We start from the raw sequence: 23,759 nt of genomic DNA, 5'->3' as shown, positions 1-23,759 counted from the left end.
ACATGACCGCACCAGCTGCCGCCACCCGGGACAACTCCGGAGCATCCCTCCCCCACTGGCCTGCCCCCTTCGCATCCCGTCCGGTGGACGCCACTGTCACGGTGCCGGGTTCGAAGTCGCTGACCAACCGGTACCTGGTGCTTGCTGCACTGGCCGACGGTCCCTCGCGGCTGCGCGCACCGCTGCATTCCAGGGACTCCGCACTGATGATCGAGGCGCTGCGCCAACTTGGCGCCACCATCACGGAGGTGCCGGGGGACGGTGCCTTCGGGCCGGACCTGGAGGTCCTCCCGATCACCGCGGACAGGGCACCGTCCGCCGCCACCATCGACTGCGGCCTTGCCGGAACGGTGATGCGGTTCGTGCCGCCGCTGGCCGCGCTGCGCAACGGCGCCAGCCTGTTCGACGGCGACCCGCATGCCCGGAAGCGGCCCATGGGAACCATCATCGAGGCCCTGAAGGCGCTGGGAGTGGCCGTTTCCGCTGAAGACGGCGGCACGCCGTCGTCCTTGCCGTTTGTGGTGGAAGGCTCAGGCGAGGTGCGTGGCGGCCACCTGGTTATTGACGCCAGCGCCTCCTCGCAGTTTGTCTCGGCTCTGCTGCTGGTGGGAGCAAGGTTCACCGAAGGGCTGCACCTGGAGCATGTCGGCAAACCGGTGCCCAGCCTGGACCACATCAACATGACAGTTGCCGTCCTGCGCGGCGCCGGCGTTGTGGTGGATGATTCAGTCCCGAACCATTGGATTGTTGCTCCCGGGCCTATCCGCGCGTTCGACCAGCAGATCGAGCAGGACCTCTCCAACGCCGGCCCGTTCCTTGCCGCCGCGCTGGCCTCCGGCGGAACCGTCAGGATCCCGGGCTGGCCTGAACAGACGCAGCAGGTAGGCGATCTCTGGCGCAGCATCCTCACCGAGATGGGCGCTGATGTCAGCCTGCGCGACGGCGTCCTCACGGTCACGGGCGGACCGGAAATCAAGGGTGCCAATTTCGCGGATACCAGCGAGCTGGCCCCAACGGTTGCCGCGCTGTGCGCCCTGGCCATCGGACCCTCCCGGCTCACCGGAATCGCACACCTGCGCGGGCACGAAACCGACCGGCTCGCTGCCCTGGTCACCGAGATCAACCGCCTGGGCGGCGACGCCGAGGAGACCAGCGATGGCCTGGTGATCCGGCCCGCCAAGCTGCATGCCGGCGTCGTGCGCAGTTACGCGGACCACCGCATGGCCACTGCCGGAGCCATCCTTGGCCTGGCTGTGGAGGGGGTCCAGGTGGAGGACATCGGCACCACCGCCAAGACCATGCCCGATTTTCCCCGGCTGTGGGCAGACATGCTGGCCCAGACCGGCGTTTCCAATGCGGCGTCGGAAGGTTCAACCGGTGGCGCGGAGCACTGACTCCTGGGACGAGTCGGATGTCCGCATCCGGCCCAGCAAAAAAGGATCGAGGCCCCGCACCAAGGACCGGCCCAGCCACGACGACGCCGTCACCGGCCGCATCGTCACCGTTGACCGCGGCCGCTACACGGCAGTAGTGGGTGAGGACTCCGGCAACGAGCGCGTTGTCGTCGCCGCCCGGGCCCGCGAACTGCGCCGGAACCCGGTAGTGGCAGGCGACTTCGTGTCCCTCGTGGGAGACGTTTCCGGCGACCCCAACACCCTGGCCCGGCTGGTAAAAATCCAGGACCGCAAAACCCTCCTCAGGCGCAGCGCCGACGACACCGATCCCGTGGAACGGGCCGTGGTGGCCAACGCCGACCAGCTGGTGGTTGTGGTGGCTGCCGCCAACCCCGAACCGCGCACCGGCTTTATCGACCGCGCCCTGGTAGCTGCTTATGACGCCGGGATCGAGCCGATCCTTCTGGTCACCAAGGCGGACGTCAAGGATCCGGCGGAGCTGTTGTCCAACTACACGCACCTGGACTTGCCGGTGATCATCAGCCGGACAGCGGATTCGGCAGCGTCAGGCATCGACGCCCGCTCGGACGACGGACTCTCTGCCCGCCTGGACAGCAAAGCCGTGGCCGAGCTGCGGGGCTACCTGGACGGAAAAGTCACCGTGATGCTCGGACATTCCGGCGTGGGGAAATCGACCATGGTGAACGCGCTGACCGGAGCCGAGCGTGCCACGGGCGGAGTCAACGCCGTGACCGGACGCGGCCGCCACACGTCGTCGTCCGCCCTGGCCCTGAGGTTGTCTGATGCCCCATCCGGCAGCTGGATCATCGACACCCCCGGTATCCGCTCCTTCGGCCTGGCCCACGTGGACCCGGACCGGATCCTGCGGTCCTTCCCGGACCTCTCCCCCGGCATCGAGGACTGCGAACGGGGCTGCAAACACACCGCAACGGCGGTGAACTGCGGCCTGGATGCCTGGGTGGCCGGCGGCCATGCCGGAGCCACCGGAGTAGCCCGGCTGGCCTCGCTGCGTCGGCTCCTCGGCACCGATCCCCGGATGGAGGCCCAGGAGGCCAAGGAGCTCGGCAGCGTCAACTGACCACGCCGATCTCCCAGCAGAACCGCGTGAAGACGGTAGTTTGTAACCATGATCCAACCCGCTTCAAGCTACAACGATGACCTGCGCCTGGCCCATGTCCTGGCCGACTCCGTGGACGACCAGACCATGAGCCGCTTCAAGGCCCTGGATCTCCAGGTGGAGACCAAGCCTGACCTGACGCCAGTCACCGACGCGGACAAGGCCGCCGAAGAAGCCATCCGCGGCCAGTTGTCACGTTCCCGCCCGCGCGACGCTGTGCTGGGCGAGGAGTTCGGCAGCACCGGGCACGGGTCCCGCCGCTGGATCATCGATCCCATCGACGGCACCAAGAACTTCGTCCGCGGCGTCCCGGTCTGGGCCACCCTGATTGCGCTGGTGGATGAGGGCGAGCCGGTGGTCGGCGTGGTCAGCGCACCGGCCTTGGGCAAACGCTGGTGGGCCGCCAAGGGCATGGGCGCCTACATGGGCCGCTCCCTCGCCGCGGCCACCCGACTGCGGGTCTCCAACGTTTCCAAGCTGTCCGATGCCTCCCTCTCCTATTCCAGCCTGGGCGGCTGGAAGGAACGCGGAAGCCTGGACAACTTCCTGGGCCTCACCGAGGATGTGTGGCGGACCCGTGCGTACGGCGACTTCTGGTCCTACTGCATGGTGGCGGAAGGTTCCGTGGACATTGCCTGCGAACCTGAACTGAACCTTTATGACATGGCAGCACTGGTGCCGATCGTGGTGGAGGCCGGGGGCCGCTTCACATCCCTGGAAGGGGAAGACGGGCCATTCGGCGGCAACGCACTGGCCACCAACTCCATCCTGCACTCCGAGGTACTCCGCAGATTGAACCCGGACCTGGACGACCTCCTCTAGCACGGCTTTACCGAAGAACTGAGCGGCGGGCACCCCCACGAGGAGGTGCCCGCCGTCGTTTCTTCGGCAAAAGAAGCCCTTTCCAGCGGGCTCGTAACAAAACGCTTAACATTTGTGCCGGCTTCGAACCTTCCGGCCCCATGTTCTACGCTCTTAACCAGGTCACGAGTGCCAGCGCGAAACCCCGGTTTGCTGGCCGGCAACCCTCCAACCGCGGTGGGGTGCCCCGGGTGACGACCAGGCCGGTCCGGAGCGGATGCGGCAAGCGCGGATTCCCCGGGTGTGGGAGTCCTTCTGAAGTGAGGTCTGCCGTGACAACTGCCACCGTCTCCCCCAACGCCACCTTTGAAGCTGCCCCGGCTGGAACCATCTTTGATGCCCGCCGTGCTGCCGCGGGGCGTCCGCTCGCCGCCGTCACCGGCGCAGAAATCCAGGCACCGCTGATCCATGGCGGCCACGTCCGCTACGCCAACCTTGACTACGGCGCCTCGGCTCCGGCCCTCTCCGTGGTCTCGGCGTACCTTAACGAGATCCTGCCGTTCTACGCCAGCGTCCACCGCGGCGCCGGTTACGCATCCCAGATCAGCACCTCCGTGTACGAAAATTCACGCAACATTGTGCGGGAGTTCGTGGGCGGCCGCCCGGATGATTCGGTGATCTTCACACGGAACACCACCGATTCGCTCAACCTGCTGGCCGGGTGCCTGCCCGCAACGGACGGCCGGCCCGACGGCGAAGTCCTCTACCTGGACATCGAGCACCACGCCAACCTGCTGCCGTGGCAGGGTGTCCCGCACCGCAGCATCGTTGCCGCCGACACCATCGCTGGAACCATCGACGCCATCCGCGCGGAACTGAGCCAGGGCGGTGTGAGCCTGCTCGCCGTCACCGGCGCATCAAACGTTACCGGCGAAATCCTCCCCATTCGTGCCCTGGCCGCGCTGGCACACGAACACGGCGCACGGATCGTGGTGGACGCCGCCCAGCTTGCGCCGCACCGCCGTGTGAACATTGCAGCGGACGACGTCGACTACCTCGCCTTCTCCGGCCACAAGCTGTACGCACCTTTCGGTTCCGGCGTGCTCGTGGGCCGCACGGACTGGCTGGACGCCGGAACGCCGCACCTTGCCGGCGGCGGCGCCGTCAAGGAAGCAAGGCTCGACGGCGTCAGCTGGGCCACCGGCCCGGCCCGCCATGAGGGCGGCTCGCCCAACGTCCTGGGCGCGGCGACCCTGGCCCGTGCCACGCAGGTGATTGCCGGGCTGGACCAGGAGCAGTGGCACGCCCACGAATCTGCCATCCGCTCCTTCCTGGTGGAAGGCCTGCAGCAGATCGACGGCGTCACGGTGCACCAGATCTTCAAGGACACCAACCCGGACACCGACACCATCGGCGTGGTCAACTTCTCCGTGGAGGGCTACGACGCCGGGCTGGTGGCCGCCTACCTGTCCGCGGAGCACGGCGTGGGCCTCCGTGACGGCCGCTTCTGCGCCCACCCGCTGCTGAAGCGCCTGGGTTTGCCGTCCGGATCGCTGCGCGCCAGCTTCGGCGTCGGCTCCCGCCTGGAGGACGCCGAGCGTCTCCTTGCCGGCATCGCGGCGCTGCGCAACAACGGGCTGGGCTGGGACTACGTGGTGGACGCCGGGCGCTGGGTTCCCGCCAACGACACCCGGACCTACCCGCACTGGGCTCCCAACACTCCCGGCACCGCGGGTGCCGCTCCCTGCATCGACGACTAGGCACTTGCGGTAAATTCGAAGGATACCCAAGGGCATCAATCGAAGGAGGCCACACGTGGTACGGGGTGGCCCCAAACTTGACCACGGACGGCGGCGGGAGCTCGGCCAAAGCTTCCAGGACGGCGGCCGGCACTACCAGCAGGTCCGCCCGGGCTACCCGGAAGAATCAGCACGCTGGCTGGTCCCTGCCGGAGCCCGGGATGCGCTCGATGCCGGTGCCGGCACCGGAAAGTTCACCGAACTCCTGCTCGGCATGGGACTGTCCGTCACGGCGGTGGACCCTTCCACGGACATGCTCGAACAGTTACGCGCGCATTATCCCGCTGCCACGGCTGTCCAGGCCACTGCAGAGGTCACCGGCCTGCCCGCGGCGGCCTTCGACGTCGTGAGCGTTGCCCAGGCCTGGCACTGGTGTGACGCCCTCGCGGCCAGCACCGAACTGGCACGCGTCCTGCGGCCGCACGGAACGCTGGGCCTCATCTGGAACCAGCTGGACACCTCCGTTCCCTGGGTGCACCGGCTGTCCCGGATCATGCACGCCGGCGACGTGTACAAGCCGGGCTTCCGGCCGCAGGTGGGTCCGGAGTTCCGGGACCTTGAGGGCCACGTAACTCACTGGCAGGACCAAGTCACCACCACCGACCTCGTGGAGCTGGCCAAATCCCGGAGCTATTACCTGCGGGCCGGCGAAACCACCCGCGCAAAGGTGCTGGCCAACCTCGACTGGTATCTCCACGACCACCTGGGGCACCGCCTCGACGAAGAGCTCGAACTGCCCTATCTCACGCTCACCTGGCGGGCCATCAAAGCGTGACGGCGCGCGGTCAGCGGGTAGGCTAGGTGCTGTGAAGACCAGCGCGCCCTCCTCCTCCATCGAGGATTACGTCAAGGTCATCTACTCATTCACTGAATGGCAGGACAAGCCCATCACGTCCTCCCAGCTCGCCCAGCGCCTGGGGGTGGCCAATTCCTCGGTGTCCGAGATGGTCCGCAAGCTGAAAGACCAGGGCCTGGTGGACCACAAGCCCTACAGCGCCATCACGCTCACCGACCAGGGCGTCCGGCTGGCCCTTTCCATGGTGCGCCGGCACCGCCTGATCGAAACCTACCTTGTCCAGCAGCTGGGCTACAGCTGGGACGAGGTCCACGACGAAGCCGAACTGCTGGAGCACGCGGTCTCGGACACGTTCATCGAGCGCGTGGCAGCCAAGCTCGGAGACCCGCAGCGAGATCCCCATGGCGACCCCATCCCCACCGCTGACGGGCAGGTCCTGATGCCCCGCGCCCACCTGATGGGCGAACTGGATCCAGGACACACCGGCAGGATCACCCGGATCAGCGACGAAAACCCCGACCTGCTCCGCTACCTCTCCGCTGAAGAGATAGACCTCGACGCTGAAGTGGAGGTGGTGGGCCGCAAGCCGTTCGGCGGGGCCCTGGTGGTGCGGATCCGGAACTCGGGCAGGACCAGGGACTACGACCTGGCCGACGAGATCACCTCCGCGCTCTGGGTACACACCGACCATCCCCACCCGGGCTGCCTGCTCGGGGCGGCTGAATGAGGCGTGCCGGCATGCCGGCCGGCCGTGCGTGGCTTGCTGTTGCTGCCGGCGGCCTGCTCGGTACTGAACTGCGGTACGGGCTGGGGCTCGCGTTTCCGGATCTCCCGGGTTCCCTGCCGTGGGCCACGCTGTGGATCAACGTTGGCGGAAGCTTTGTCCTGGCGTTGCTGACCACGGTGTGGATGGCCCGGCCGCACACCGCATTCTGGCTGCGCGCCGGCCTGGGCCCCGGCCTCCTGGGATCCTTCACCACGTTCTCGGCGGTAGTGTTCGCGGTGGACCAGCTGGCGCGGGCGGGCTCGCACTTTGTCTGGATCGCCTACCTGGTGCTGTCCTTGCTGCTGGGGCTGGCGGCGGCCGGTGCGGGGTGGCGGTCCGGAAGGGTTGTAGGCCGCCGGTTGAACGGGCGCGATGCCGGCCTTGGTGCGCGCCCATGATGACGGCCGCGTTGGTAGGGGTGTTCGGAGTTGCGGGCGCGCTGCTCCGTTTTGCCGTGGACAGCTGGTTCGCACATCACGCCTCCACGCGTTCTGTGCTGCCTGCCGCTGGTTCCGCGGGCACTGGATCGAGGGGGCGGCTGCACTGGCCCTGGGCCACGCTGGTGGTGAACGTCGTGGGATGCTTCATCATCGGTGCATCGCACGCCCTGACCCTCAGACTTGGGCTAGCTCCCGAATGGCAGGCCGCGCTTGCCACCGGGCTGGCCGGCGGCCTTACCACCTTCAGTTCCTGGACCACTGCCACTATGCGCCTGATGAGTGAAGGACGCTTCGGATCTGCAGCGCTGAACCTGACCGCCAACCTCGTTTTGGGTTTTGGGGCGGCTGCGGCAGGTCTCGCCCTCGCGGCCTGATGCCTTAGGGAGGCGATTTGGCGGCCTCCCGTATCGTGGATGGTGATGATTAGCAGACGCGACGCGGCCATTGCCCTGGATGTACCGATGGAAATGGCACAGCGCCATGGCCTTCCTAAGTGGATGACGGAGGCTGAGCTCGGGGAAATCCTGGACAACCCTCCGCCGTGGCTGGTGCAGTCCCGTGCCAACCGCACGGGCAAGCGCCCGGTTTGGGTGCACCTGGAGTGTGCCGTCTGCGGTTACGAGGAAGCGGCACGCCCCAAGAAGTGGTGGCCGGAGTTCACGTACGTTGTATGCGCGCACCATAATCCCGCCGAGGTTCCCCCGCTGCACCAAGGTTACGTCCGCAGCGAGTTCGACGGCGTTGGCACGCGTTTTGTGGGTATCGCTGACGTGGCGGGCCAGGACTAGGTCCACCCTTTGGCCCGCCGCCGCTCAGTCGCCGTCCAGGCGGTGCGCGGCTGGACGGCTACTTTCCGTTGCTGGTCATTTCTTCCGGTACCGCGATCAGATGGAGTTCCTGCCCGTCCCGCAGCACGGCGAGTTGGAGCGGTTCACCGATGGCGTCGGAGAACAGCAGCCGCTGCAGGCTTTCGGCGTCACTGACGGGCCGGCCGCCTGCCGCGAGGAGGATGTCCCCGGCCGTCAGGCCTGCCTTGGCCGCGGGGGAACCGGCCAGAACCTCCACCACCCGCAGTGCGTCCCGCTGACCGGTCCTGATCACGGCGCTGGGACTGAGCCGGGTGGGTGTGCTGACCAGTCCGAGGTAGGCCCGCCGTACGCGTCCGTCAGCCAGCAGCGCCGAGATGATCCGTTGCGTGGTGGCGTTGATGGGAATGGCCAGGCCGAGCCCGGCACCGGCCACGGCAGTATTAATCCCCACGATTCGGCTGTGGGTATCGGCCAGCGCACCCCCGGAGTTTCCCGGGTTGAGCGCTGCGTCCGTCTGGATCACGTCCTCGATCACCCGCCGGTTGCCTCCGGCCCACACCGGGATGGCACGGCCCAGGCCACTGACCACTCCCGCCGTCACCGACCCGGCCAGGCCAAGCGGGTTACCCACCGCTATCACCAGTTGGCCAACCCGCAGGGACTCTGCGTCTCCGAACGTGGCTGGCGGCATCCGCGGCGGCCTGCCATGGACCACGGCGAGATCGGACAGCGGATCGGCGCCCACCAGTTCCAAGTCCATCCGGCTGCCGTCGGCGAACACGGCGTGCCCGCGGTCCGTGCCGGCCACCACGTGGGCATTGGTCAGCAAGTAGCCGTCCTCAGTGAAGAGCACCGCGGACCCGGCCCCCACCCGGACGCGTCCGTTGCGGCGGCTCGCGGACATCTCCAACGCGGCTACGTGGGGCGTGACGCTGGCCGCCACCCGCATGACTGTCTCTGAATACGAGTCCAGGGCGTCGACGTCGGGCGCCTGCGAAACTGGCTCGCTCCCCTGGTTCATGGGGCACCTCCTCGGTTGCCGGACCCCGGCGGCGCTGTACTTGTCCGGGTCCTACCGGTGACAACGATCGGCCGCGGATCCGTAGTCCCGGCCGGGCTACGCCCTCGGTGAACGGGTACTGCGTGGCCGGCTTTCCTGCCATCCGCCGGGCAAAGAAAAACACCCCGGTCCGAAGACCGGGGTGTTTCTTGATGGACCACTCTTTGTAGGAGCGACGCATCACAAATGTGGAGATGGGGGGAATTGAACCCCCGTCCGATGTCGTGTTGTCAGGGCTTCTCCGGGCGCAGTTTGCTTCGGAGTTTCTCGGCCCCAGCCACGCCGCAAACAGCTGGCTGATCCGGGCCCAGTCATCTAAAAGTCCCGTTCACCCCGATGACGGGGGTAAACAGCAGTGGCTATCTAAATGACGCCAGGAACCGGGGCGATAGCAACCTCGGGCTGACGGACTGTCTTACTGCTTAGGCAGCAAGAGCGAAGTCAGTGCGCTTAGATTCGGCACTTATTGGTTTGCAGAAAGCGTTTACGAGATAATTCTGCATCCTCGGCCCGCTTCACCTGTCGCGACTAACATCGTCGAAACCGATCATCCCCATATTCACTTACCAAACCGGCAGGCGACCCCGCCGGACTACCAACTATAACGCATCGCCCACGGAATTCATTCCAGCCTAGCGGCGGCGGTTGCGCTCCCGCATTTCGCGCTGTGCTTCGCGGTTGTCCTGCTGTTCGCGGAGGGTCTGGCGTTTGTCATATTCGCGCTTACCGCGGGCAACGCCAATCTCCACCTTCGCCCTGCCGTCCACGAAGTACAACTGAAGGGGGACGATTGTGTAGCCGGATTCCCGGACTTTGTGGGAGATCTTGATGAGTTCCTCGCGGTGCAGCAGCAGTTTCCGGCGCCGCCGTGCCGCGTGGTTGGTCCAGCTGCCCTGGTTGTACTCCGGGATGTGGATGGCTTCCATCCACAGCTCGTCGTTGTAGAAGGTGCAGAATCCGTCCACCATGGAGGCATGGCCCTCGCGCAGGGACTTTACTTCGGTTCCCATCAGCGCGATTCCAGCCTCGTAGGTGTCCAGCACATGGTAGTCATGCCGGGCCTTGCGGTTGGTGGCCACCACTTTACGGCCACTTTCTTTAGGCAAGGGAAAGCTCCTCAGTTCAAGAATCGGATGTCCCCCGGGCCTGCCGGGGCGGAGTCATACCAGTGTACGGCAGGCTTGTGCGCCCTACAGCAGCCCCATCGGATCCACGGCAGTGCCGTTCAGCCATGTTTCAAAGTGGGCGTGGCAGCCGGTGGAGTTGCCAGTGTTGCCGGAGTAGGCGATCAACTGCCCCTGCGATACCCGCTGGCCGTTCGACACCACGATGCTGGAGTTGTGGTAGTAGATCGTGTTCAGGGTGTTGCCCTGCACCAGGCCGTGCGAAATCTTCACCCGCCACCCGCCGCCGTCGGCCGAGTTCCAGCCTGAGCTGAAGACCTCGCCCGCTGCTGCGGCGTAGACGGGAGTGCCGCAGGCTGCGCCGAAGTCGATTCCGGTGTGCAGGTAACCGCCCTGGCCGTAGAAATCGATGGTTCCCGGCGGCGTTGCACGCCAGCCAAAGCCGGACGTGATGGGGACGCTGCCGTCAAAAGGATGCCGGAGGCCAAAGGCCGACGGCGATCCGACCGGCGGCACGAACGGCTGCACAGGGGGCGGCGGCTGGTTCCTCGCTGCCGCGGCGGCTGCCGCAGCTGCTGCAGCTTCCGCCGCCAGCCGGCGCTGCTCGGCTTCCCAGGCCTCACGAAGTTTCCGGTCGCGCTCTTCGATTTCAGCCGACACGGCGTTCTGGCTCGCCTGAACGCTGGCCAGTTGTGACTGGATGCCGGGCTTGGCGGCCTGCAGTTCGGCATCGAGGCGGGTGGTGTCGGCGATCAGCCGGTCCACCTCGTCCTTCCTGGCTGCTGCTTCGTCCCTGGCTGCCTTCTCCCGCTCAAGCGCTGCGTCGGCCTTGGCCTTCAGGTCCTTGATTTCCGCCTCAACGGCTTGGAGGCGTGCCTCGGAGTTGACGTTCGTAGCGTTCTGCTGGGACAGCTTGTCCATGGCGGCGTTCTGGCTGCGCATGGCCTGGTCTGCCAGGTCCATGGTCTCCGTCAGGCTTCCGCCGTTGTTGGAGCCGAAGAACAGGGACAGGTTGGAAGGGACTCCCCCGGACTTATAGGCCTGGGTGGCGATCTGGCCGATCAGTTTCTTGGTGTCGGCGATCTTTTGCTTGTCCGTTTCAAGCTGTTGGGTGATCTTGGCCTTGTTCTGCTGGGCCATGTCCACGCGGGCGGACAGTGCCTCAACTTCCTTGACGGCGCCTGCCACGCGGCCCTGGGCTTCGAGCAGTGCCTGCTGGGCGCCGGGCAGCTGGCCCTGGTAGATGACCAGGTCACCGGCGGCCTTCGCGATGCGCGAATCAACGAATTCCAATGACTGCTGGACCCTCGCGGCCTCGGCTTCCAGTGCCTTCTGCTTGTCTTCAAGCTCGTCAGCGAAAGCCACCGGGGTGGAGGATGCGAGCCCCGCGGCGAGGACCACAGCGAGCACGGCGCTCATTATGCCGGCGCGGCGGCGCGCCTTCAGCCGGCTTGTGCGCGGTCGCTGAGGGGACGTTTGATCCGTTACATTCATGGGCATTCCTTGTTCGGTTTGCATACCTAGACGCGAAGGTACCGGCGCAAGGTCAAGAGAGACGAAATTCCCGCCAAGGATCCGCCAAGGATTATCAGGGCCGGTGCCAGGATCAGCGTCTGGCCGGAGGAGATGAAGGCTGTGTCCGGGTATTGCTGGGACATGTATTCGCCGAGGAAGAAGTGCGCCACAGCCCAGAGCGTGGCCGAGGCCAGTGCGGCACCGATGACCGCCGCGATGACACCCTCCAAAATGAACGGCAGCTGGATCACGGTCTTCGAGGCGCCTACCAGGCGCATGATTCCCGTTTCGCGGCGGCGGCTGAAGGCAGACAGCCGGATGGTGGTGGCGATCAGCAAGATGGCGCAGACGATCATGACACCGGCAATGCTGACGGCTACCAGGGACGCCCCGTTCATGACCGAGAACAGCCGCTCGAGGAGCTGGCGCTGGTCAATGACAGTTTCCACGCCCGGCTGGGAGGCGAAGGTCTCGCTGATGATCTGGTACTTTTCCGGGTCCTTCATGTTGATGCGGAAGGATGCGGGCAGCTGGTCCGGCGTCACGGAGTCCACGATGGGAGAATTCGAGAACTGGTCCTTGAAGTGCTTGTAGGCCTCGTCCTTGGACTCGTACTGGAAGTCGTTGATGTACTGGGCAACGGCCGGGGACTCGAGGAGGGAGTTAAGGCTCTCCTGCTGCTCGGCGGTGACGGGCCCGCTGGCGCAACCGGCCGCCGTCGACCCTTCACTGCACAGGAAGATGGCCACCTGGACTTTGTCGTACCAGTAGCCCTTCATCTGGTTTATCTGCATCTGCAGCATGCCGGCCGCGCCCACGAAGGTGAGCGAGACGAAAGTGACCAGGATGACTGAGACAACCATCGAGAGGTTGCGGCGGAGGCCGCTGCCGATCTCGCTGAGGATGAATGCGAGCCTCATTGCTGTCCCTCGCCTTCGCCCGGCTGTCCGGTTTCGGGGGTGTCCCGGCCGCTGGCGTCCTTGAGCCTGCGCGACTGGCCAACCACCGGAATCATGGAGGTGTAGAGTGCCTTGGCCTCGTCGCGGATGACCACACCGTTCTTGAGTTCCACGACGCGTTTGCGCATTTCGTTGACGATGTCGTCGTCATGGGTGGCCATCACTACGGTGGTGCCGTTTTGGTTGATCTTGTCCAGGACCCCCATGATGCCCATCGAGGTGGTGGGGTCAAGGTTTCCGGTGGGCTCGTCGGCGAGGAGGATCCCAGGCCGGTTGACCACCGCACGGGCGATCGCCACGCGCTGCTGCTCGCCGCCGGACAGTTCGTGCGGCATGCGGTGCTCTTTGCCTTCCAGGCCCACAGTCTTCAGGACCTCGGGGACGGTGTCCCGGATGACGCTGCGGCTTTTGCCGATGACCTGCATGGCGAAGGCAACGTTGGCGAAAACGTTTTTCTGCGGCAGGAGCCGGAAGTCCTGGAAGACGACGCCGATCCCCCGGCGGAGCCGAGGCACGCGCCAGCTGGAGATCTTGGCGACGTTCTGGCCGGCGACGTAGACGGCGCCGGAGGTGGCCCGGTCTTCCTTCAGGACGAGCCGCAGGAAGGTGGACTTGCCGGAGCCTGACGCGCCGACGAGGAAGGCGAATTCGCCGCGGTCGATCTCAAGGTTGACAGAGTCCAGCGCAGGCCGGGCTTTCTGGTCGTAGACCTTGGTGACATTTTCGAATCGGATCATGGCCCTAAGTACCCTGCAGGGCATAGCTGATTCTGATGCAGCCCAGTTCTGCAGCCGGTGCGCGGGTTTTCGTTTGGGGGAAGTAGGGCCCCGGCCCCTCGACTATACGCAGGGAAGCCTGTGAATCAGGCGGGTTTCAAGGGGCGTGTCGCCCGATGCTGCGGCTGGTTGCTACTTCTCCGCGTTGCGGTTGTCGGTGCGCCACCGGATGCCGGCGTCGATGAAGTCGTCGATTTCGCCGTCGAAGACTGCAGCCGTGTTGCCGACTTCGTGCTCGGTCCGGAGGTCTTTGACCATTTGGTACGGATTGAGGACATAGGAGCGCATCTGGTCGCCCCAGGAGGCTTTGACGTCTCCGGCCAGCGCCTTCTTTTCGGCGTCTTCCTGTTCCTTCTTGAGGAGCAGGAGCCTTGACTGCAGCACGCGCATGGCGGCGGCGCGGTTCTGCAGCTGCGACTTTTCGTTCTGCATGGAAACCACGGTTCCGGTGGGAATGTGGGTCAGGCGGACGGCGGAGTCGGTGGTGTTGACCGACTGGCCGCCAGGGCCCGAGGACCGGAACACGTCCACACGGATTTCGTTGTCCGGGATTTCGATGGAGTCGGTCTGCTCGATCAGCGGAATGACCTCGACGGCGGCGAAGGACGTCTGTCGCCGGCCCTGGTTGTCGAAGGGGCTGATCCTGACGAGCCTGTGGGTTCCGGCTTCGACACTGAGCGTGCCGAAGGCGTAGGGGGCCTTGACCTCGAAGGTTGCGGACTTGAGGCCGGCTTCCTCGGCGTAGGACGTGTCCATGACGGTGGTGGGATAGCCGTGCCGTTCGGCCCAGCGGAGGTACATGCGCATCAGCATCTCGGCGAAGTCTGCGGCATCAACACCGCCGGCTCCTGCGCGGATGGAAACGACGGCCTCGCGTTCGTCGTACTCACCCGACAGCAGGGTGACGACTTCGAGTTCCTTCAGCGCCTTCTTGATGGACTCCAGTTCGGCGGCCGCATCCGCCATGGAATCGGCGTCGTCCTCGTCCTGTCCAAGCTCCACCAGGACTTCCAGGTCATCGATCCTGGAAACGAGCCGGTTGAGGCGCTCCAGTTCAGACTGGCGGTGTGACAATCGGGAGGTGATTTTTTGTGCCGCTGCGGGGTCGTCCCAAAGGTCCGGCTCGCCCGCCCGCTCGCTCAGTTCGGCGATGTCTTCCTTCAGCGTCTCTACATCGGAGACCCGCTCAATGGAGTCGTAGGTGGCGCGAAGGGCGCGGATTTCAGCGGAAAAATCAATATTGGCCATGGTTGTTTAAGCCTACGCTATCCGGGTGAAGGGCCTGACCCGGTTTGCTTGTCCGCACGGCTTACCCTGCTGCTTGCCCTGTGCCCGCGGCCGCGAGCGCCGGTTGTGCTTTCAGAATTCACGGCGCCGGTCAGCGGGTGAGCCGGGAGCGCGCCGTGGAAGTTGCCTCTATTCTTATGCCGTCCGGCACCAGGAAGTTCACCACCGGCGGGTGCACGGCAGCCGTGAGAACCACGACGGCGGTTGAACCGTCGGGCGTGCCGGTCGCCCCTGTGACGGCGAGCCCGTCGAAGCGCTCCGACGCCGGGCTTCTGGACACGAAGTCGGCTGCCACGTTCCTGACCCTCGCAGGGTTGAGGACCGCCGAGGGGCTGCCGCCCTGAGTTGCCACTTCACCCAACGTGTAGCTGTCGGCGGCGGCAAGGGATGCGCCGTCGGCCAGGGAGAGCAGCCGTTTGTGTTCGAGATATACGGAGGAAATGCCAATGACGGCTGTGGTGACCAGGAGGGCCAGCACGACGTAGCCCAGGATCATCACCATCACTTGGCCGTCTTCGCCTTCCGGGGATCTCCTCACCGGTACCTGCCCACGATTTGAGTGGACGACGCCTCGACCTCGCTGGCGCTGAGCCGGAAGTCGTCGCTGAAGGGCAAAAACGGGAGCGGCACTGTCAGGCTTACCGTCACCGTGACCGCGCTTCCGGCAGCCTGGCAATCTGCGGGATCGCATGACGTCTTCACCCGCGCTGCTTCGGCGGCGTGTCCGAAGTCCGCGAGGGCAATTGCCACCGCCTGTTCGGCTGCAGCTTGTGCTGTGGCTGCATCAGGCTGCGCGATGTAGACCTTGGCGCCCTGGTCTGCTGCGCCCACCACGGCAAAGGAGCCACCCTGGATCTGGCTCATGGTGATGATGAAGTACACCAGCGGAACCATCAGCAGCAGTGCCAGGAAGGTGAACTCAACAACGGCGCTCCCCCGCTCGTGGTGGCGATGGCCGTCACTCTGAAGGCTCCTTGGACCACGGCCCAGAGCTTCGCTTAATCGGGGGAAACTACCCGGCACTGGCTTAGGGCTGTACTGCTGCATGACCCTTCACCTCCAGCATGTCACGGGGACCGATGAGTCCGATCACCGGCATCGGCGCCCGTACAGTTACCTCGAGGGTCCGCAGGCCCTGGTAGGTCACCTCGCTGGTGCTGACGTGTTCGGCGAAACCCGCGTTCAACGCGGTTTGAATGAGGCTGCGGGTTCGTTCCTGGGCATCGGCTGTGCCGCGGTCAGCGAGCGTTCCGTAACGGGCACCTGAGGCTGCAGCATCAATCAGCGTATTCCTCACATGGAGGACCAGGGCCAGCTGGATTATGGCGAGGAAAAACAGGGTGAGCAGGCTGCCCACGAGGACAAAGTCCACCACTGCCGAGCCACGCTCGCCGTCTTCGGCTCTCGGCTCGATGACGCTCTGGGGCTGCCTTCTACTGTTTAGAACGCGGTTGCTGTTCCCGCCGCCGTCGGACGGCGTCATCGCTTAGCTTCCGACCTTGTCCATCGCCTGGTTGAACATGGCCTCCAGGGCGGGACCGGCGAGCGCCAACAGCGCTGCAACTAAGACGGCCGACATCAGAGTGATCATGACCCAGCCAGGAACATCACCCCTTTCAGGATCATCCGCCAATCGGGCATGCCCGGACGGGCCTGCGAGTGATCGCGGGCTTTGGCTTCTTTCCCGCTGCATTGTCCTGCTGCTCCCGACACCCGCCTCCGGAAGCAGCACTGCCACAAGTGACAGGAACAGCACCATGCAGCGAATCCCCAATTTTTCCATCATTTCCGTCCTATTCCTGCTTCTGTTTCCACCGTTAGTTCTTCTTAGTCAATGTTTGTCGTTGTCTCAAAAGCCGAGGTTGATCGCAGCGATGCCGGGGAAGACCGCGAAAACCACGGTCAAGGGCAGCACTCCGAATACGAGCGGCACCATCATGGCGATTTCTTTTTTCCCCGCAGACTCCATCAGGTCGCGCTTGGCCGTATCCCGGACATCCTGGGCCTGTGCACGGAGCACGTCGGCCAAGGGAGTGCCTCGCTCAACCGCAACAACGATGCCGTCCACGAACCGGACGAGAGGCGCGAGGTCTGTCCGTGCTGAGAACTCCTGGAGTGCCTGGACCAGTGGTTTGCCTGCCCTGGTTTCCGCAAGTACCTTGGTGAATTCCCTGGTGAGCTCGCCTTTGGCGCTGCGGCAGACCCGGTCCAAAGCGCCAGTAGCGCTCTCCCCTGCGCTTACTGCCAGCGCCATTAGTTCGGCAAGGCTGGGGAATTCTGCCATCATCCTCGATTCCCTGCGCTTGATCTGAACGCCCAGCCAGTAGTCGCGGAACATAAAGCCGCCGATGGCGCTGCCCAAGACGGCCGTTGCGGCAAGCAAGGGGTTGAATCTGCCGGAGGCTGCGGCGAGAACGATGAAGGCAATTGAGACGGCGAACCCCGCCACTGCCCAGAGGAGTTGTTCTGCCCTGAAATCGACTGTTGACTTATTGATTCCGGCCTGCGCCAATCTTCGGGCGGTAGCTTTCGACGCGGGATTCAGTCTGCCGAGGGCAGCCAGACCGTCGCGCAGCAGGGGGCGAAGGATTCTTTCCAGGGGACCAAAAGGCGTGACATTCTGCTCCCCGCTGCGGAGCAACCTTGATTCGAGGTTTTGCGATTTCAGCTGCGGTTCGATCCGCTGTGAGAGCGTGACGGCGCGCATAAAGGGGGAACGGAAGATGACGAGCCACAGCCCGATGCCCATCAACACTCCGCACACAACAGCGGGAGGTGAAATCTCCATCACCTAAGTACCCTTTCGTCCTGTGGCAGGGCACCAATCCTCAGCATGATCGAGTAGCAGACGAGGGAGACGACCAGGCCGCCAAGCAGGACGCCGGCGCCCACTGGCGTGTTGTAAGCCTGCACTGCCTCCGGTCTTGTTGCCAGCAGCATCATGACGATCCATGGTGCGGCGACGGCGAGCCGTGCGGCGTTTATGGTCCAGGACTGCCGTGCTTCCAATTCGCTCCGTGTCCGGGCATTTTCCCGCAGAAACTCCGCCAGTGTCCCGAGGAGTTTCCCAAGGTCTGAGCCGCCAACTTCCCTTGTCAGGCGGAGGGCTTCGACAATCCGGTCTGCAACGGGGTCAGCCAGCCTGTGCTTGAGCTGGTTGAGCGATGCTTCGAATTGGCCGCCCGCCCGGTAGTCGGCTCCGAAATCGCGGAAGACGTGCCGGAGCTCTTCGGGTCCTTTGTCACCCAGCTGGATCAGAGCTTCGGGCAGGGGCAATCCGGCGCGGATGGCTGAACGCAGGTGGTCTACGACGTCCGGCCAGAGCGTCCGCAGCAATGCGCTTCTCCTCTTTGCTTTCCAGTGCAGGACGGTGACCGGGAGCCAGGCCCCGAAAAGCCCGAAGCAAGATGAGATCGGCCAGGAGCGGGTGACTGCGAAAAAGATCAAGGCGACGAAAAGTCCAAGGCCGATGCACATTCCAAGAAGGCCGGTTGGAGACACTTTCTCGACGCCGGCGCCGGCCAGGAGATCTGCGAGCCGGCTGGCCTTTTCTTTAGGAACTGCCCGTTTCGGTGACAACCAGCAGGACCACCAGATCAGGAAGAACCCTGTGCCCGCCGTTATTCCAAGAAGCGCGGACATCATCGCGCATCCAGCAGCGCGGCGACGTCATATCCTGCCCTGGAAAACTTCTCCTGCGCGGGCATGGAGTTGGCACGTGGCTTCAGCATGCCTTCCACCATGGTGAACACCGGAGATGATTCGATGATGCCGTTCTCCACGCGACGGCCCAGGGAAAGGATTTCGGTAACTTCCCGGCGTCCGTCCGCCCGGCGGCTGCAGTGCACCACGAGGTCAATGCATGACGCGACGGTGGGAACTACGAAGGCGGAGGATATGTTCTCCCCCGCCAACAGGGGTAGCGTGCAGATCTTTGTAACGGCGTCATGGGCCGAGTTCGCATGGACGGTGCACATCCCCGGAAGCCCTGAATTTAAAGCAATCAGCATGTCGAGGCTTTCGGCTTCCCTGACTTCGCCGACCACTAGTCGGTCGGGTCGCATCCGGAGCGCTTCCTTGACCAGCCGGCGCAGTGGAATTTCACCCTCGCCTTCAAGGTTCGGCTGGCGGCACTGCAGGCCGACGACGTCCCTGAGCGGAAACTGTAACTCGAAAATCTCTTCCACCGTGATCACCCGTTCCCGGCTCCCGATGCTCGCTGCCAGGCAGTTCAGCATGGTCGTTTTGCCCGCCTGCGTCGCCCCGGAGACGAGGATGTTGAGCCCGCTGGAAACCGCAGCTCCAAGGAAGCGGGCGGACTGGGGCGTCAGTGTGCCAAGCTCGACCAGATGCTCAAGCCTGCTCGCTTTGACCACGAACTTCCTGATATTGACCGCCCAGTGCCTGCGCGTCACGTCGGGGATGACCACGTGGAGCCTCGACCCGTCGGGCAGGGCAGCATCGACAAACGGTGATGACATGTCCAGCCGGCGGCCGGAACTTTTCAGCATGCGCTCCACCAGATCCCGCACCTGCTGCTCGGTCAGGCTGAGTGAGGTGAGCTCCGATTCGCCGTTCCTGGCGACGTAGATTTCGTTGGGTGCGTTGATCCAGACCTCTTCGATGGTTGGATCGTCCAGCAGCGGCTGCAGCACGCCGAATCCGGCGACCGCGTCAAAGAGGAACTTCCGGGCGGCGTCCAGTGGTCCGATGGGCGGCAGCGGCCCCATCAGGGCACGTTCGTCGTAGTCGGTTACCGCTGCCTCAACGAGGCGGCGTACTTCTCCGGCCTGGTGCAGTGGATCAAGCCCCCGACGACGGATGAGCTCGCGGACTTCGTCCTCGACAATTGCCAGCGCGTCCATAAGTTCCCCAATACAACTGCCGCCCCCGGCGGAGGCAGTGCAACTGGCTAAAGCCTAAGGAGCGTGGTAGACGCTGCCAAGTCATATCGAGAAGCCTGTTGATAACAGTTGCTACCCCTATCACATCAGTAACACAAGAACCACTGGTTCCCTTGGTAACAGCAGTGCTATGGTGAGCGCGTTAATTGTCGAATATCACCTGCCGAGTGACGTCCCTGGGGGAAAAATCTCGGCAGCAACCAAATGAGCGCTCGCCGGAGTGCCACATTGTTTCCGGAGCAAAAATGAAGCGGAACCTGTCTCAGTCCCGTCGCCCCACCCTGCAGACCTTGGGAATATTGCTCCTGGCTGCCTCGCTCATAGCCGGTCCGGGCTTGGTTGGCGTTGCGTCCGCCGTCGAACCTGCTCCGGCGCCGACAGCTTCTTCGACAGCAGGTGCCACAACGGAGACTGTGGCGCCTGCACCGGCGGTTCCTTCGACGTCTCCTTCGCCTGCAGAGGCCGCTCCAGCGGATACGCCGTCCGGCCAGCCTTCCACAGAGGCTACGCAGTCGATGGCGGAAGCCATTGGCGTTGGTGGAGCAGAAATGGGACAGCGTTCCGCTCGGGTCACGGCCTCATCGCCGTCCGGTTCCCTGCGGCGGCTCACTACCGAGTCGCTGTCCACCGAAGGCACGTGGATGCCCACGTTCGGTGTCCAGGGATTGGACGTCAGCGGTCACCAGCCCAGCGTCGACTGGCAGCAGCAGTGGAACATGGGCGCCCGGTTTGCCTATGTGAAAGCTACCGAAGGCAACTACTACACAAACCCTTCGTACAGCTCCCAGTACCAGGGTTCACGCAATGTCGGCATGATCCGGGGCGCATATCACTTTGCCATCCCCAACTGGTCCTCAGGAGCGGATCAGGCCCGTTACTTTGTGCAGAACGGTGGCGGCTGGACCGCGGATGGGTACACGATGCCTCCCGTGCTGGACTTTGAATTCAACCCGTACGAGGGCCGGACCATCAACGGCTTCTATTTCGGCAACACCTGCTACAACATGTCCCCCGCACAGCTCCAATCCTGGGTGCGGGACTTCGGCAATACCATGCGGTCATTGACCGACAGGCTTCCGGTTATCTATACCAACACCAACTGGTGGAACCAGTGCCTTGGCAATCCAGCGGGCTTCGGAGACTACCCATTGTGGGTTGCTGCCTACCCCAGTTCCCCCACAAACAACGCCGGCCCCGTCCCCACGGCCAGCTGGGGTACTTACAGCATGTGGCAGTACAGCAGCACTGGTCCCTTCGCCGGTGACTCCAATGTCTGGAACGGGGACTACAACTCCCTCAAAGTCTTCGCCGGGACACGGCCAATGGGCTCATTCGATTCTGTTGTAGCGGAACGCAACGATACCTCGGCGTTCATCAGATTGCGGGGCTGGGCGGTCGATCAAGCGCTTCCTGGAGCCACAACTGAGGTGCATGCCTACGTAACTCATCCCGGTGGAGCAACAACAATCCACAACTTGCCGGCAACAACGTCTCGACCCGACGTTAACACCGTGACCGGTCTCGGTGATTTTCATGGCTTTGATCAACAGCTTCCAGTCAGCAAATCCGGAACATACGGCGTTTGCGCCTTTGCCATTGGTAAGTTCACCAATACCAGCCTTGGGTGCAAAAACCTGACTGTCACGGGGGCCGAGCCGCCAGTGGGCAACTTTGACGAGATGCTGGAGCGCAGGACTGCCACATCCGTCAAAATTCAGGCCAGGGGCTGGGCAGTCGATATGAGCACGCCGTCCGCCGCGGTTGAAGTACGCACGGACCTTTACTCCCCGGATGGAACAAAATCGTCGGTCACGGCTAAGGCGGCGGATCCGAGGCCTGACGTCGACCACTTGCTCGGCGTTGGTCCGAATCATGGCTACCATTTCGATTTCGACATCAAAAAGGCTGGAGACTATCGAATTTGCACATCTATAGCTGGCCAATATCTGCGCAAGGACCTTGGGTGTAGAACCCTGAATGTGGCGGCCGCGCCCTCACCGATAGGCACACTTGACAGCGTTAGCGTCAAAAAGTCACGGACCCAGGCATCTCTTTCAGTGAGGGGCTGGGCAATTGATTATAGTGACACATCCTCATCAATTGGGGTACACGTCTACGTCCACGCACCGGATGGCTCGGTCAAGGTTCACGCCCTGTCAACGACTTCGGCGCGAGCAGACGTTAATCAAGTTCTCGGGATATCTGGCACTCACGGATATGATCAGGACATACCAATCAATGCTCCCGGGAAACATACGGTTTGCGCGTACGGCATTGCGCTCAGTCCGGTTTCGGCCGGTAACTCCGGCTTAGGTTGCAGGACTATCGATGCAGGATTTGCTGGCTACCCGACTGGCCACCTGGATTCGGTCAGCATCCAGACTTCAGGCGGCATCACCACCCTGTCCGCAAAAGGCTGGGCCTTTGACCCGGATGTACCCGCCACATCAATAGACGTTCACACTTATGTCTATGGGCCCGACGGCACGTCTGTAAATATCCCTACGATTGCAAATCAGACGCGATCGGACGTGAACCAAGTCCTTGGTATTACGGGAAACCATGGCTTCACTACATCAAAGACGATTACTCAAAGAGGCGTTTATAACGTCTGCTCCTATGGGATCTCGGCATCTCCGTTCACTTTGGGAAATGCCGGCCTGGGGTGTAGGAGCATCTCCTATTAGTTGCGGTGCATGCCTATAGAGTTTCTTGAGGGACCTCCTCCGTTCGGGGCTGTCAATCCGAAGGCAGTCAAGGCTGGGGGTCAGGCGTAGGGGCATCTTGCGAATTGAGTTGCCCCGCGTCAACCAGGATGCTTTCGACGGGGTGCTGATCCCGCTTACTACTTCTTCAGGACACCTGACCTACACCTCATTTGATCAGTAAGGAATAAACGGCCCCGCGAATCCTGAAGAGGGGCCTCGACCGCCTCTCAGAATCAACCTAGTGATTGTCCCTATTTCGCATAGAAATCAACTGGCGGATGGCTGGGGGGCTAATAATGATCAGCAGAGCCACTTCGCTTAGCATGAAGCCGGCGGCAACCCCGTCCGGGCCGTCGGACCGGCCGAGAAAGTACATTGCGATTACGCCTGTGACGGCCCCTACGGCAGTACCCATAAGGACGAAGCGTGTCTTCAGAGCAGGGACAAGCAGGTTTCTAATGAGCGGAGTGGAGCAGGAGACCGCAAGAAAAGCGCCGCCATAAAACCACATGGATGATGCTGTCGCCTTGGCCTCGGAACCAAAGAGCAGCAAAGTTGCAAATTCGCCCAGGCTGCCGAGGGCAACCATGCCAACAAGACCCAGAATCGTATGAGCAACAATCGCGCTGACTTGCCGCTTTCTGGCGTTTGGTGCTTCAGGGTCAAGTGTCCATGCCTGAAGCGTGTTCCCCAGGGTCGTGACGGTGATCAGTCCGAATCTGTAGAGCTTGTCAGCAGAGGCGATAATTCCTGCCTCAGCGGTAGTCCCCGTGGCTCCTGCCAGTGGAATCGGGGCCGATACATAGACCCCGCCGAGTCCGTCAACCAGGGCGACCCCCAGTCTCTTTCGGAGCCCGGCCAACGTATCGCGCCAATTCGAGCCTCTAAATATTCTTGGATGTCCAAGGCGGCGCTGCACGGCAATGAGACCTGCCGCCGTCGCAAGGATCCACAATATGGGGTAGGACCACAAGGACTGGGTTAAGAAAATGACCAGTGCGGTGAGCAGTGTCGCAGCGAGCCTTGGCAGCATATCGAACCAGGCGATACTCTTCGGGTCGCCTGCACCGATAAAGAACCAGTTAGGAGTCAGACCACCAAGGCTGAATGCGACAGCCATTGCCACGGTGAAAGTTTCAAAGCCTGGACCCGCGAGATACCCGGAAATCACAGCGCAGACTGGAACAACCAGGAGAGCCAGCACCAGGCGTTCCCTTAAGGATTCGCTCCACAGTTGACGCCGATCCGAGTCCGACACTGCCGTGGCCACCAGCGCGGGCCCGAGGGTATTCCAGCCGTAACTAATGACAATGCTGCCGAAGGTTCCGACTGCCTGCCCCACGGACAGGCTGTACCACCCGTCGATGCCTCCCACGCGGGCTGCGACGGGGAGCAGAAACAGCGGAGCCAGGGTTCCAACAAGCGGGATTACGGTGAATCCGGCGAGCCTCTTTAGCAGCGGAGAACTTTGGGATCCTCTCAT

Annotated in this window: 25 protein-coding genes, 1 other RNA gene and 1 riboswitch; of the genes, 10 read left to right on the top strand and 16 right to left on the bottom strand. The window is 63.5% G+C overall.

Features of this window, described 5'->3' with window-relative positions; genetic code table 11:
* Window positions 1-2 precede the first annotated feature (2 nt).
* The 9 genes from aroA to AC3A4Z_RS06050 all read left to right on the top strand — a co-directional run bounded on the left by aroA (window position 3) and on the right by AC3A4Z_RS06050 (window position 7,922).
* Window positions 3-1,394, top strand: coding sequence for a 3-phosphoshikimate 1-carboxyvinyltransferase (gene aroA / locus AC3A4Z_RS06090; RefSeq protein ID WP_498710741.1), 1,392 nt, complete (start codon window positions 3-5; stop codon window positions 1,392-1,394).
* On the top strand, window positions 1,378-2,493 hold the full coding sequence (gene rsgA, locus AC3A4Z_RS06085) for a ribosome small subunit-dependent GTPase A (protein ID WP_498710740.1): 1,116 nt from the start codon (window positions 1,378-1,380) through the stop codon (window positions 2,491-2,493). The genes aroA and rsgA overlap by 17 nt, the downstream gene beginning before the upstream one ends.
* Window positions 2,494-2,541: 48 nt before the next feature.
* Window positions 2,542-3,354, top strand: coding sequence for a histidinol-phosphatase (gene hisN, locus AC3A4Z_RS06080; RefSeq protein WP_455834775.1), 813 nt, complete (start codon window positions 2,542-2,544; stop codon window positions 3,352-3,354).
* A gap of 160 nt (window positions 3,355-3,514) precedes the next feature.
* Window positions 3,515-3,628, top strand: a riboswitch (SAM riboswitch).
* A gap of 37 nt (window positions 3,629-3,665) precedes the next feature.
* Entirely contained in the window at window positions 3,666-5,093 is a 1,428-nt protein-coding gene (locus AC3A4Z_RS06075; protein ID WP_498710738.1) for an aminotransferase class V-fold PLP-dependent enzyme, read from the top strand.
* A 55-nt stretch (window positions 5,094-5,148) separates the two neighbouring features.
* Window positions 5,149-5,907 carry a class I SAM-dependent methyltransferase gene (locus AC3A4Z_RS06070; protein WP_498710736.1) on the top strand — a complete coding sequence of 253 codons (759 nt, stop codon included), beginning with the start codon at window positions 5,149-5,151 and terminating at the stop codon, window positions 5,905-5,907.
* Window positions 5,908-5,938: 31 nt separating this feature from the next.
* On the top strand, window positions 5,939-6,655 hold the full coding sequence (locus tag AC3A4Z_RS06065; protein ID WP_498710734.1) for a metal-dependent transcriptional regulator: 717 nt from the start codon (window positions 5,939-5,941) through the stop codon (window positions 6,653-6,655).
* An 11-nt stretch (window positions 6,656-6,666) separates the two neighbouring features.
* A complete protein-coding gene (locus AC3A4Z_RS06060; RefSeq protein ID WP_498710733.1) occupies window positions 6,667-7,092 on the top strand; it encodes a fluoride efflux transporter FluC in 426 nt (141 codons plus the stop codon).
* Complete coding sequence (locus tag AC3A4Z_RS06055; protein WP_498710731.1) at window positions 7,089-7,508, top strand: fluoride efflux transporter FluC; 420 nt, start codon at window positions 7,089-7,091, stop codon at window positions 7,506-7,508. Before AC3A4Z_RS06060 ends, AC3A4Z_RS06055 begins: the two co-directional genes overlap by 4 nt.
* Window positions 7,509-7,553: 45 nt before the next feature.
* Window positions 7,554-7,922, top strand: coding sequence for a hypothetical protein (locus AC3A4Z_RS06050; protein WP_498710730.1), 369 nt, complete (start codon window positions 7,554-7,556; stop codon window positions 7,920-7,922).
* 58 nt (window positions 7,923-7,980) lie between these two features.
* Here the strand turns inward: AC3A4Z_RS06050 and AC3A4Z_RS06045 are convergent, their stop codons facing one another.
* From AC3A4Z_RS06045 to AC3A4Z_RS05975, 15 genes are all read right to left on the bottom strand, one after another.
* Window positions 7,981-8,964 (bottom strand): S1C family serine protease, encoded by a 984-nt coding sequence (locus AC3A4Z_RS06045; protein WP_498710728.1) that lies wholly within the window; start codon window positions 8,962-8,964, stop codon window positions 7,981-7,983.
* Window positions 8,965-9,189: 225 nt separating this feature from the next.
* Window positions 9,190-9,558, bottom strand: a transfer-messenger RNA (tmRNA) gene (ssrA, locus tag AC3A4Z_RS06040).
* Window positions 9,559-9,635: 77 nt separating this feature from the next.
* Window positions 9,636-10,109, bottom strand: coding sequence for an SsrA-binding protein SmpB (smpB, locus tag AC3A4Z_RS06035; RefSeq protein ID WP_050054575.1), 474 nt, complete (start codon window positions 10,107-10,109; stop codon window positions 9,636-9,638).
* An 84-nt stretch (window positions 10,110-10,193) separates the two neighbouring features.
* Window positions 10,194-11,621 (bottom strand): peptidoglycan DD-metalloendopeptidase family protein, encoded by a 1,428-nt coding sequence (locus AC3A4Z_RS06030; RefSeq protein WP_498710727.1) that lies wholly within the window; start codon window positions 11,619-11,621, stop codon window positions 10,194-10,196.
* 26 nt (window positions 11,622-11,647) lie between these two features.
* Window positions 11,648-12,562 (bottom strand): permease-like cell division protein FtsX, encoded by a 915-nt coding sequence (gene ftsX, locus AC3A4Z_RS06025; protein ID WP_050054573.1) that lies wholly within the window; start codon window positions 12,560-12,562, stop codon window positions 11,648-11,650.
* The gene (ftsE, locus tag AC3A4Z_RS06020; protein ID WP_493970048.1) at window positions 12,559-13,338 is read right to left on the bottom strand and encodes a cell division ATP-binding protein FtsE; all 780 of its coding nucleotides are present in this window, start codon (window positions 13,336-13,338) and stop codon (window positions 12,559-12,561) included. The genes ftsX and ftsE overlap by 4 nt, the downstream gene beginning before the upstream one ends.
* Window positions 13,339-13,509: 171 nt before the next feature.
* Window positions 13,510-14,625: a peptide chain release factor 2 gene (gene prfB, locus AC3A4Z_RS06015; RefSeq protein WP_050054571.1), complete on the bottom strand. Its 1,116-nt coding sequence runs from the start codon at window positions 14,623-14,625 to the stop codon at window positions 13,510-13,512.
* A gap of 130 nt (window positions 14,626-14,755) precedes the next feature.
* Entirely contained in the window at window positions 14,756-15,166 is a 411-nt protein-coding gene (locus AC3A4Z_RS06010; protein WP_498710787.1) for a pilus assembly protein TadG-related protein, read from the bottom strand.
* A 32-nt stretch (window positions 15,167-15,198) separates the two neighbouring features.
* Complete coding sequence (locus AC3A4Z_RS06005) at window positions 15,199-15,711, bottom strand: hypothetical protein (protein WP_498710725.1); 513 nt, start codon at window positions 15,709-15,711, stop codon at window positions 15,199-15,201.
* Window positions 15,692-16,147: a TadE family protein gene (locus AC3A4Z_RS06000; protein ID WP_498710724.1), complete on the bottom strand. Its 456-nt coding sequence runs from the start codon at window positions 16,145-16,147 to the stop codon at window positions 15,692-15,694. Before AC3A4Z_RS06000 ends, AC3A4Z_RS06005 begins: the two co-directional genes overlap by 20 nt.
* Window positions 16,148-16,150: 3 nt before the next feature.
* Complete coding sequence (locus AC3A4Z_RS05995) at window positions 16,151-16,447, bottom strand: hypothetical protein (protein ID WP_498710786.1); 297 nt, start codon at window positions 16,445-16,447, stop codon at window positions 16,151-16,153.
* 66 nt (window positions 16,448-16,513) lie between these two features.
* On the bottom strand, window positions 16,514-17,452 hold the full coding sequence (locus AC3A4Z_RS05990; protein ID WP_498710723.1) for a type II secretion system F family protein: 939 nt from the start codon (window positions 17,450-17,452) through the stop codon (window positions 16,514-16,516).
* On the bottom strand, window positions 17,452-18,309 hold the full coding sequence (locus AC3A4Z_RS05985; RefSeq protein WP_498710720.1) for a type II secretion system F family protein: 858 nt from the start codon (window positions 18,307-18,309) through the stop codon (window positions 17,452-17,454). The genes AC3A4Z_RS05990 and AC3A4Z_RS05985 overlap by 1 nt, the downstream gene beginning before the upstream one ends.
* Window positions 18,306-19,529 carry a TadA family conjugal transfer-associated ATPase gene (locus tag AC3A4Z_RS05980; RefSeq protein WP_498710718.1) on the bottom strand — a complete coding sequence of 408 codons (1,224 nt, stop codon included), beginning with the start codon at window positions 19,527-19,529 and terminating at the stop codon, window positions 18,306-18,308. Before AC3A4Z_RS05980 ends, AC3A4Z_RS05985 begins: the two co-directional genes overlap by 4 nt.
* Before the next feature lie 301 nt (window positions 19,530-19,830).
* Window positions 19,831-20,097: a hypothetical protein gene (locus AC3A4Z_RS05975; RefSeq protein WP_498710717.1), complete on the bottom strand. Its 267-nt coding sequence runs from the start codon at window positions 20,095-20,097 to the stop codon at window positions 19,831-19,833.
* A gap of 112 nt (window positions 20,098-20,209) precedes the next feature.
* Between AC3A4Z_RS05975 and AC3A4Z_RS05970 the strand changes: the two genes are divergently transcribed.
* Window positions 20,210-22,255: a lysozyme gene (locus AC3A4Z_RS05970; RefSeq protein WP_498710715.1), complete on the top strand. Its 2,046-nt coding sequence runs from the start codon at window positions 20,210-20,212 to the stop codon at window positions 22,253-22,255.
* 259 nt (window positions 22,256-22,514) lie between these two features.
* Here the strand turns inward: AC3A4Z_RS05970 and AC3A4Z_RS05965 are convergent, their stop codons facing one another.
* Window positions 22,515-23,759, bottom strand: coding sequence for a lipopolysaccharide biosynthesis protein (locus tag AC3A4Z_RS05965; protein ID WP_498710785.1), 1,245 nt, complete (start codon window positions 23,757-23,759; stop codon window positions 22,515-22,517).

Source organism: Arthrobacter sp. Soil_C_49 (genome assembly GCF_057656635.1).
This window is presented reverse-complemented; position numbering and strand designations above follow the sequence as displayed.

Bases quoted from the DNA above. Each gene is read 5' to 3' on its own strand.
- AC3A4Z_RS06000 (WP_498710724.1), bottom strand. From the start codon at position 16,147: ATGACGCCGTCCGACGGCGGCGGGAACAGCAACCGCGTTCTAAACAGT.
- AC3A4Z_RS06055 (WP_498710731.1), top strand. From the start codon at position 7,089: ATGATGACGGCCGCGTTGGTAGGGGTGTTCGGAGTTGCGGGCGCGCTG.
- AC3A4Z_RS06045 (WP_498710728.1), bottom strand. From the start codon at position 8,964: ATGAACCAGGGGAGCGAGCCAGTTTCGCAGGCGCCCGACGTCGACGCC.
- AC3A4Z_RS05995 (WP_498710786.1), bottom strand. From the start codon at position 16,447: ATGGAAAAATTGGGGATTCGCTGCATGGTGCTGTTCCTGTCACTTGTG.
- aroA (WP_498710741.1), top strand. From the start codon at position 3: ATGACCGCACCAGCTGCCGCCACCCGGGACAACTCCGGAGCATCCCTC.
- AC3A4Z_RS05975 (WP_498710717.1), bottom strand. From the start codon at position 20,097: ATGGCTTCCGCCATCGACTGCGTAGCCTCTGTGGAAGGCTGGCCGGAC.
- AC3A4Z_RS06060 (WP_498710733.1), top strand. From the start codon at position 6,667: ATGCCGGCCGGCCGTGCGTGGCTTGCTGTTGCTGCCGGCGGCCTGCTC.
- AC3A4Z_RS05965 (WP_498710785.1), bottom strand. From the start codon at position 23,759: ATGAGAGGATCCCAAAGTTCTCCGCTGCTAAAGAGGCTCGCCGGATTC.
- AC3A4Z_RS06010 (WP_498710787.1), bottom strand. From the start codon at position 15,166: ATGGTGATGATCCTGGGCTACGTCGTGCTGGCCCTCCTGGTCACCACA.
- prfB (WP_050054571.1), bottom strand. From the start codon at position 14,625: ATGGCCAATATTGATTTTTCCGCTGAAATCCGCGCCCTTCGCGCCACC.
- AC3A4Z_RS05990 (WP_498710723.1), bottom strand. From the start codon at position 17,452: ATGGAGATTTCACCTCCCGCTGTTGTGTGCGGAGTGTTGATGGGCATC.
- AC3A4Z_RS05985 (WP_498710720.1), bottom strand. From the start codon at position 18,309: ATGATGTCCGCGCTTCTTGGAATAACGGCGGGCACAGGGTTCTTCCTG.
- ftsE (WP_493970048.1), bottom strand. From the start codon at position 13,338: ATGATCCGATTCGAAAATGTCACCAAGGTCTACGACCAGAAAGCCCGG.
- AC3A4Z_RS06050 (WP_498710730.1), top strand. From the start codon at position 7,554: ATGATTAGCAGACGCGACGCGGCCATTGCCCTGGATGTACCGATGGAA.
- AC3A4Z_RS06005 (WP_498710725.1), bottom strand. From the start codon at position 15,711: ATGCAGCAGTACAGCCCTAAGCCAGTGCCGGGTAGTTTCCCCCGATTA.
- hisN (WP_455834775.1), top strand. From the start codon at position 2,542: ATGATCCAACCCGCTTCAAGCTACAACGATGACCTGCGCCTGGCCCAT.
- AC3A4Z_RS05970 (WP_498710715.1), top strand. From the start codon at position 20,210: ATGCCCACGTTCGGTGTCCAGGGATTGGACGTCAGCGGTCACCAGCCC.
- AC3A4Z_RS05980 (WP_498710718.1), bottom strand. From the start codon at position 19,529: ATGGACGCGCTGGCAATTGTCGAGGACGAAGTCCGCGAGCTCATCCGT.
- ftsX (WP_050054573.1), bottom strand. From the start codon at position 12,562: ATGAGGCTCGCATTCATCCTCAGCGAGATCGGCAGCGGCCTCCGCCGC.
- AC3A4Z_RS06030 (WP_498710727.1), bottom strand. From the start codon at position 11,621: ATGAATGTAACGGATCAAACGTCCCCTCAGCGACCGCGCACAAGCCGG.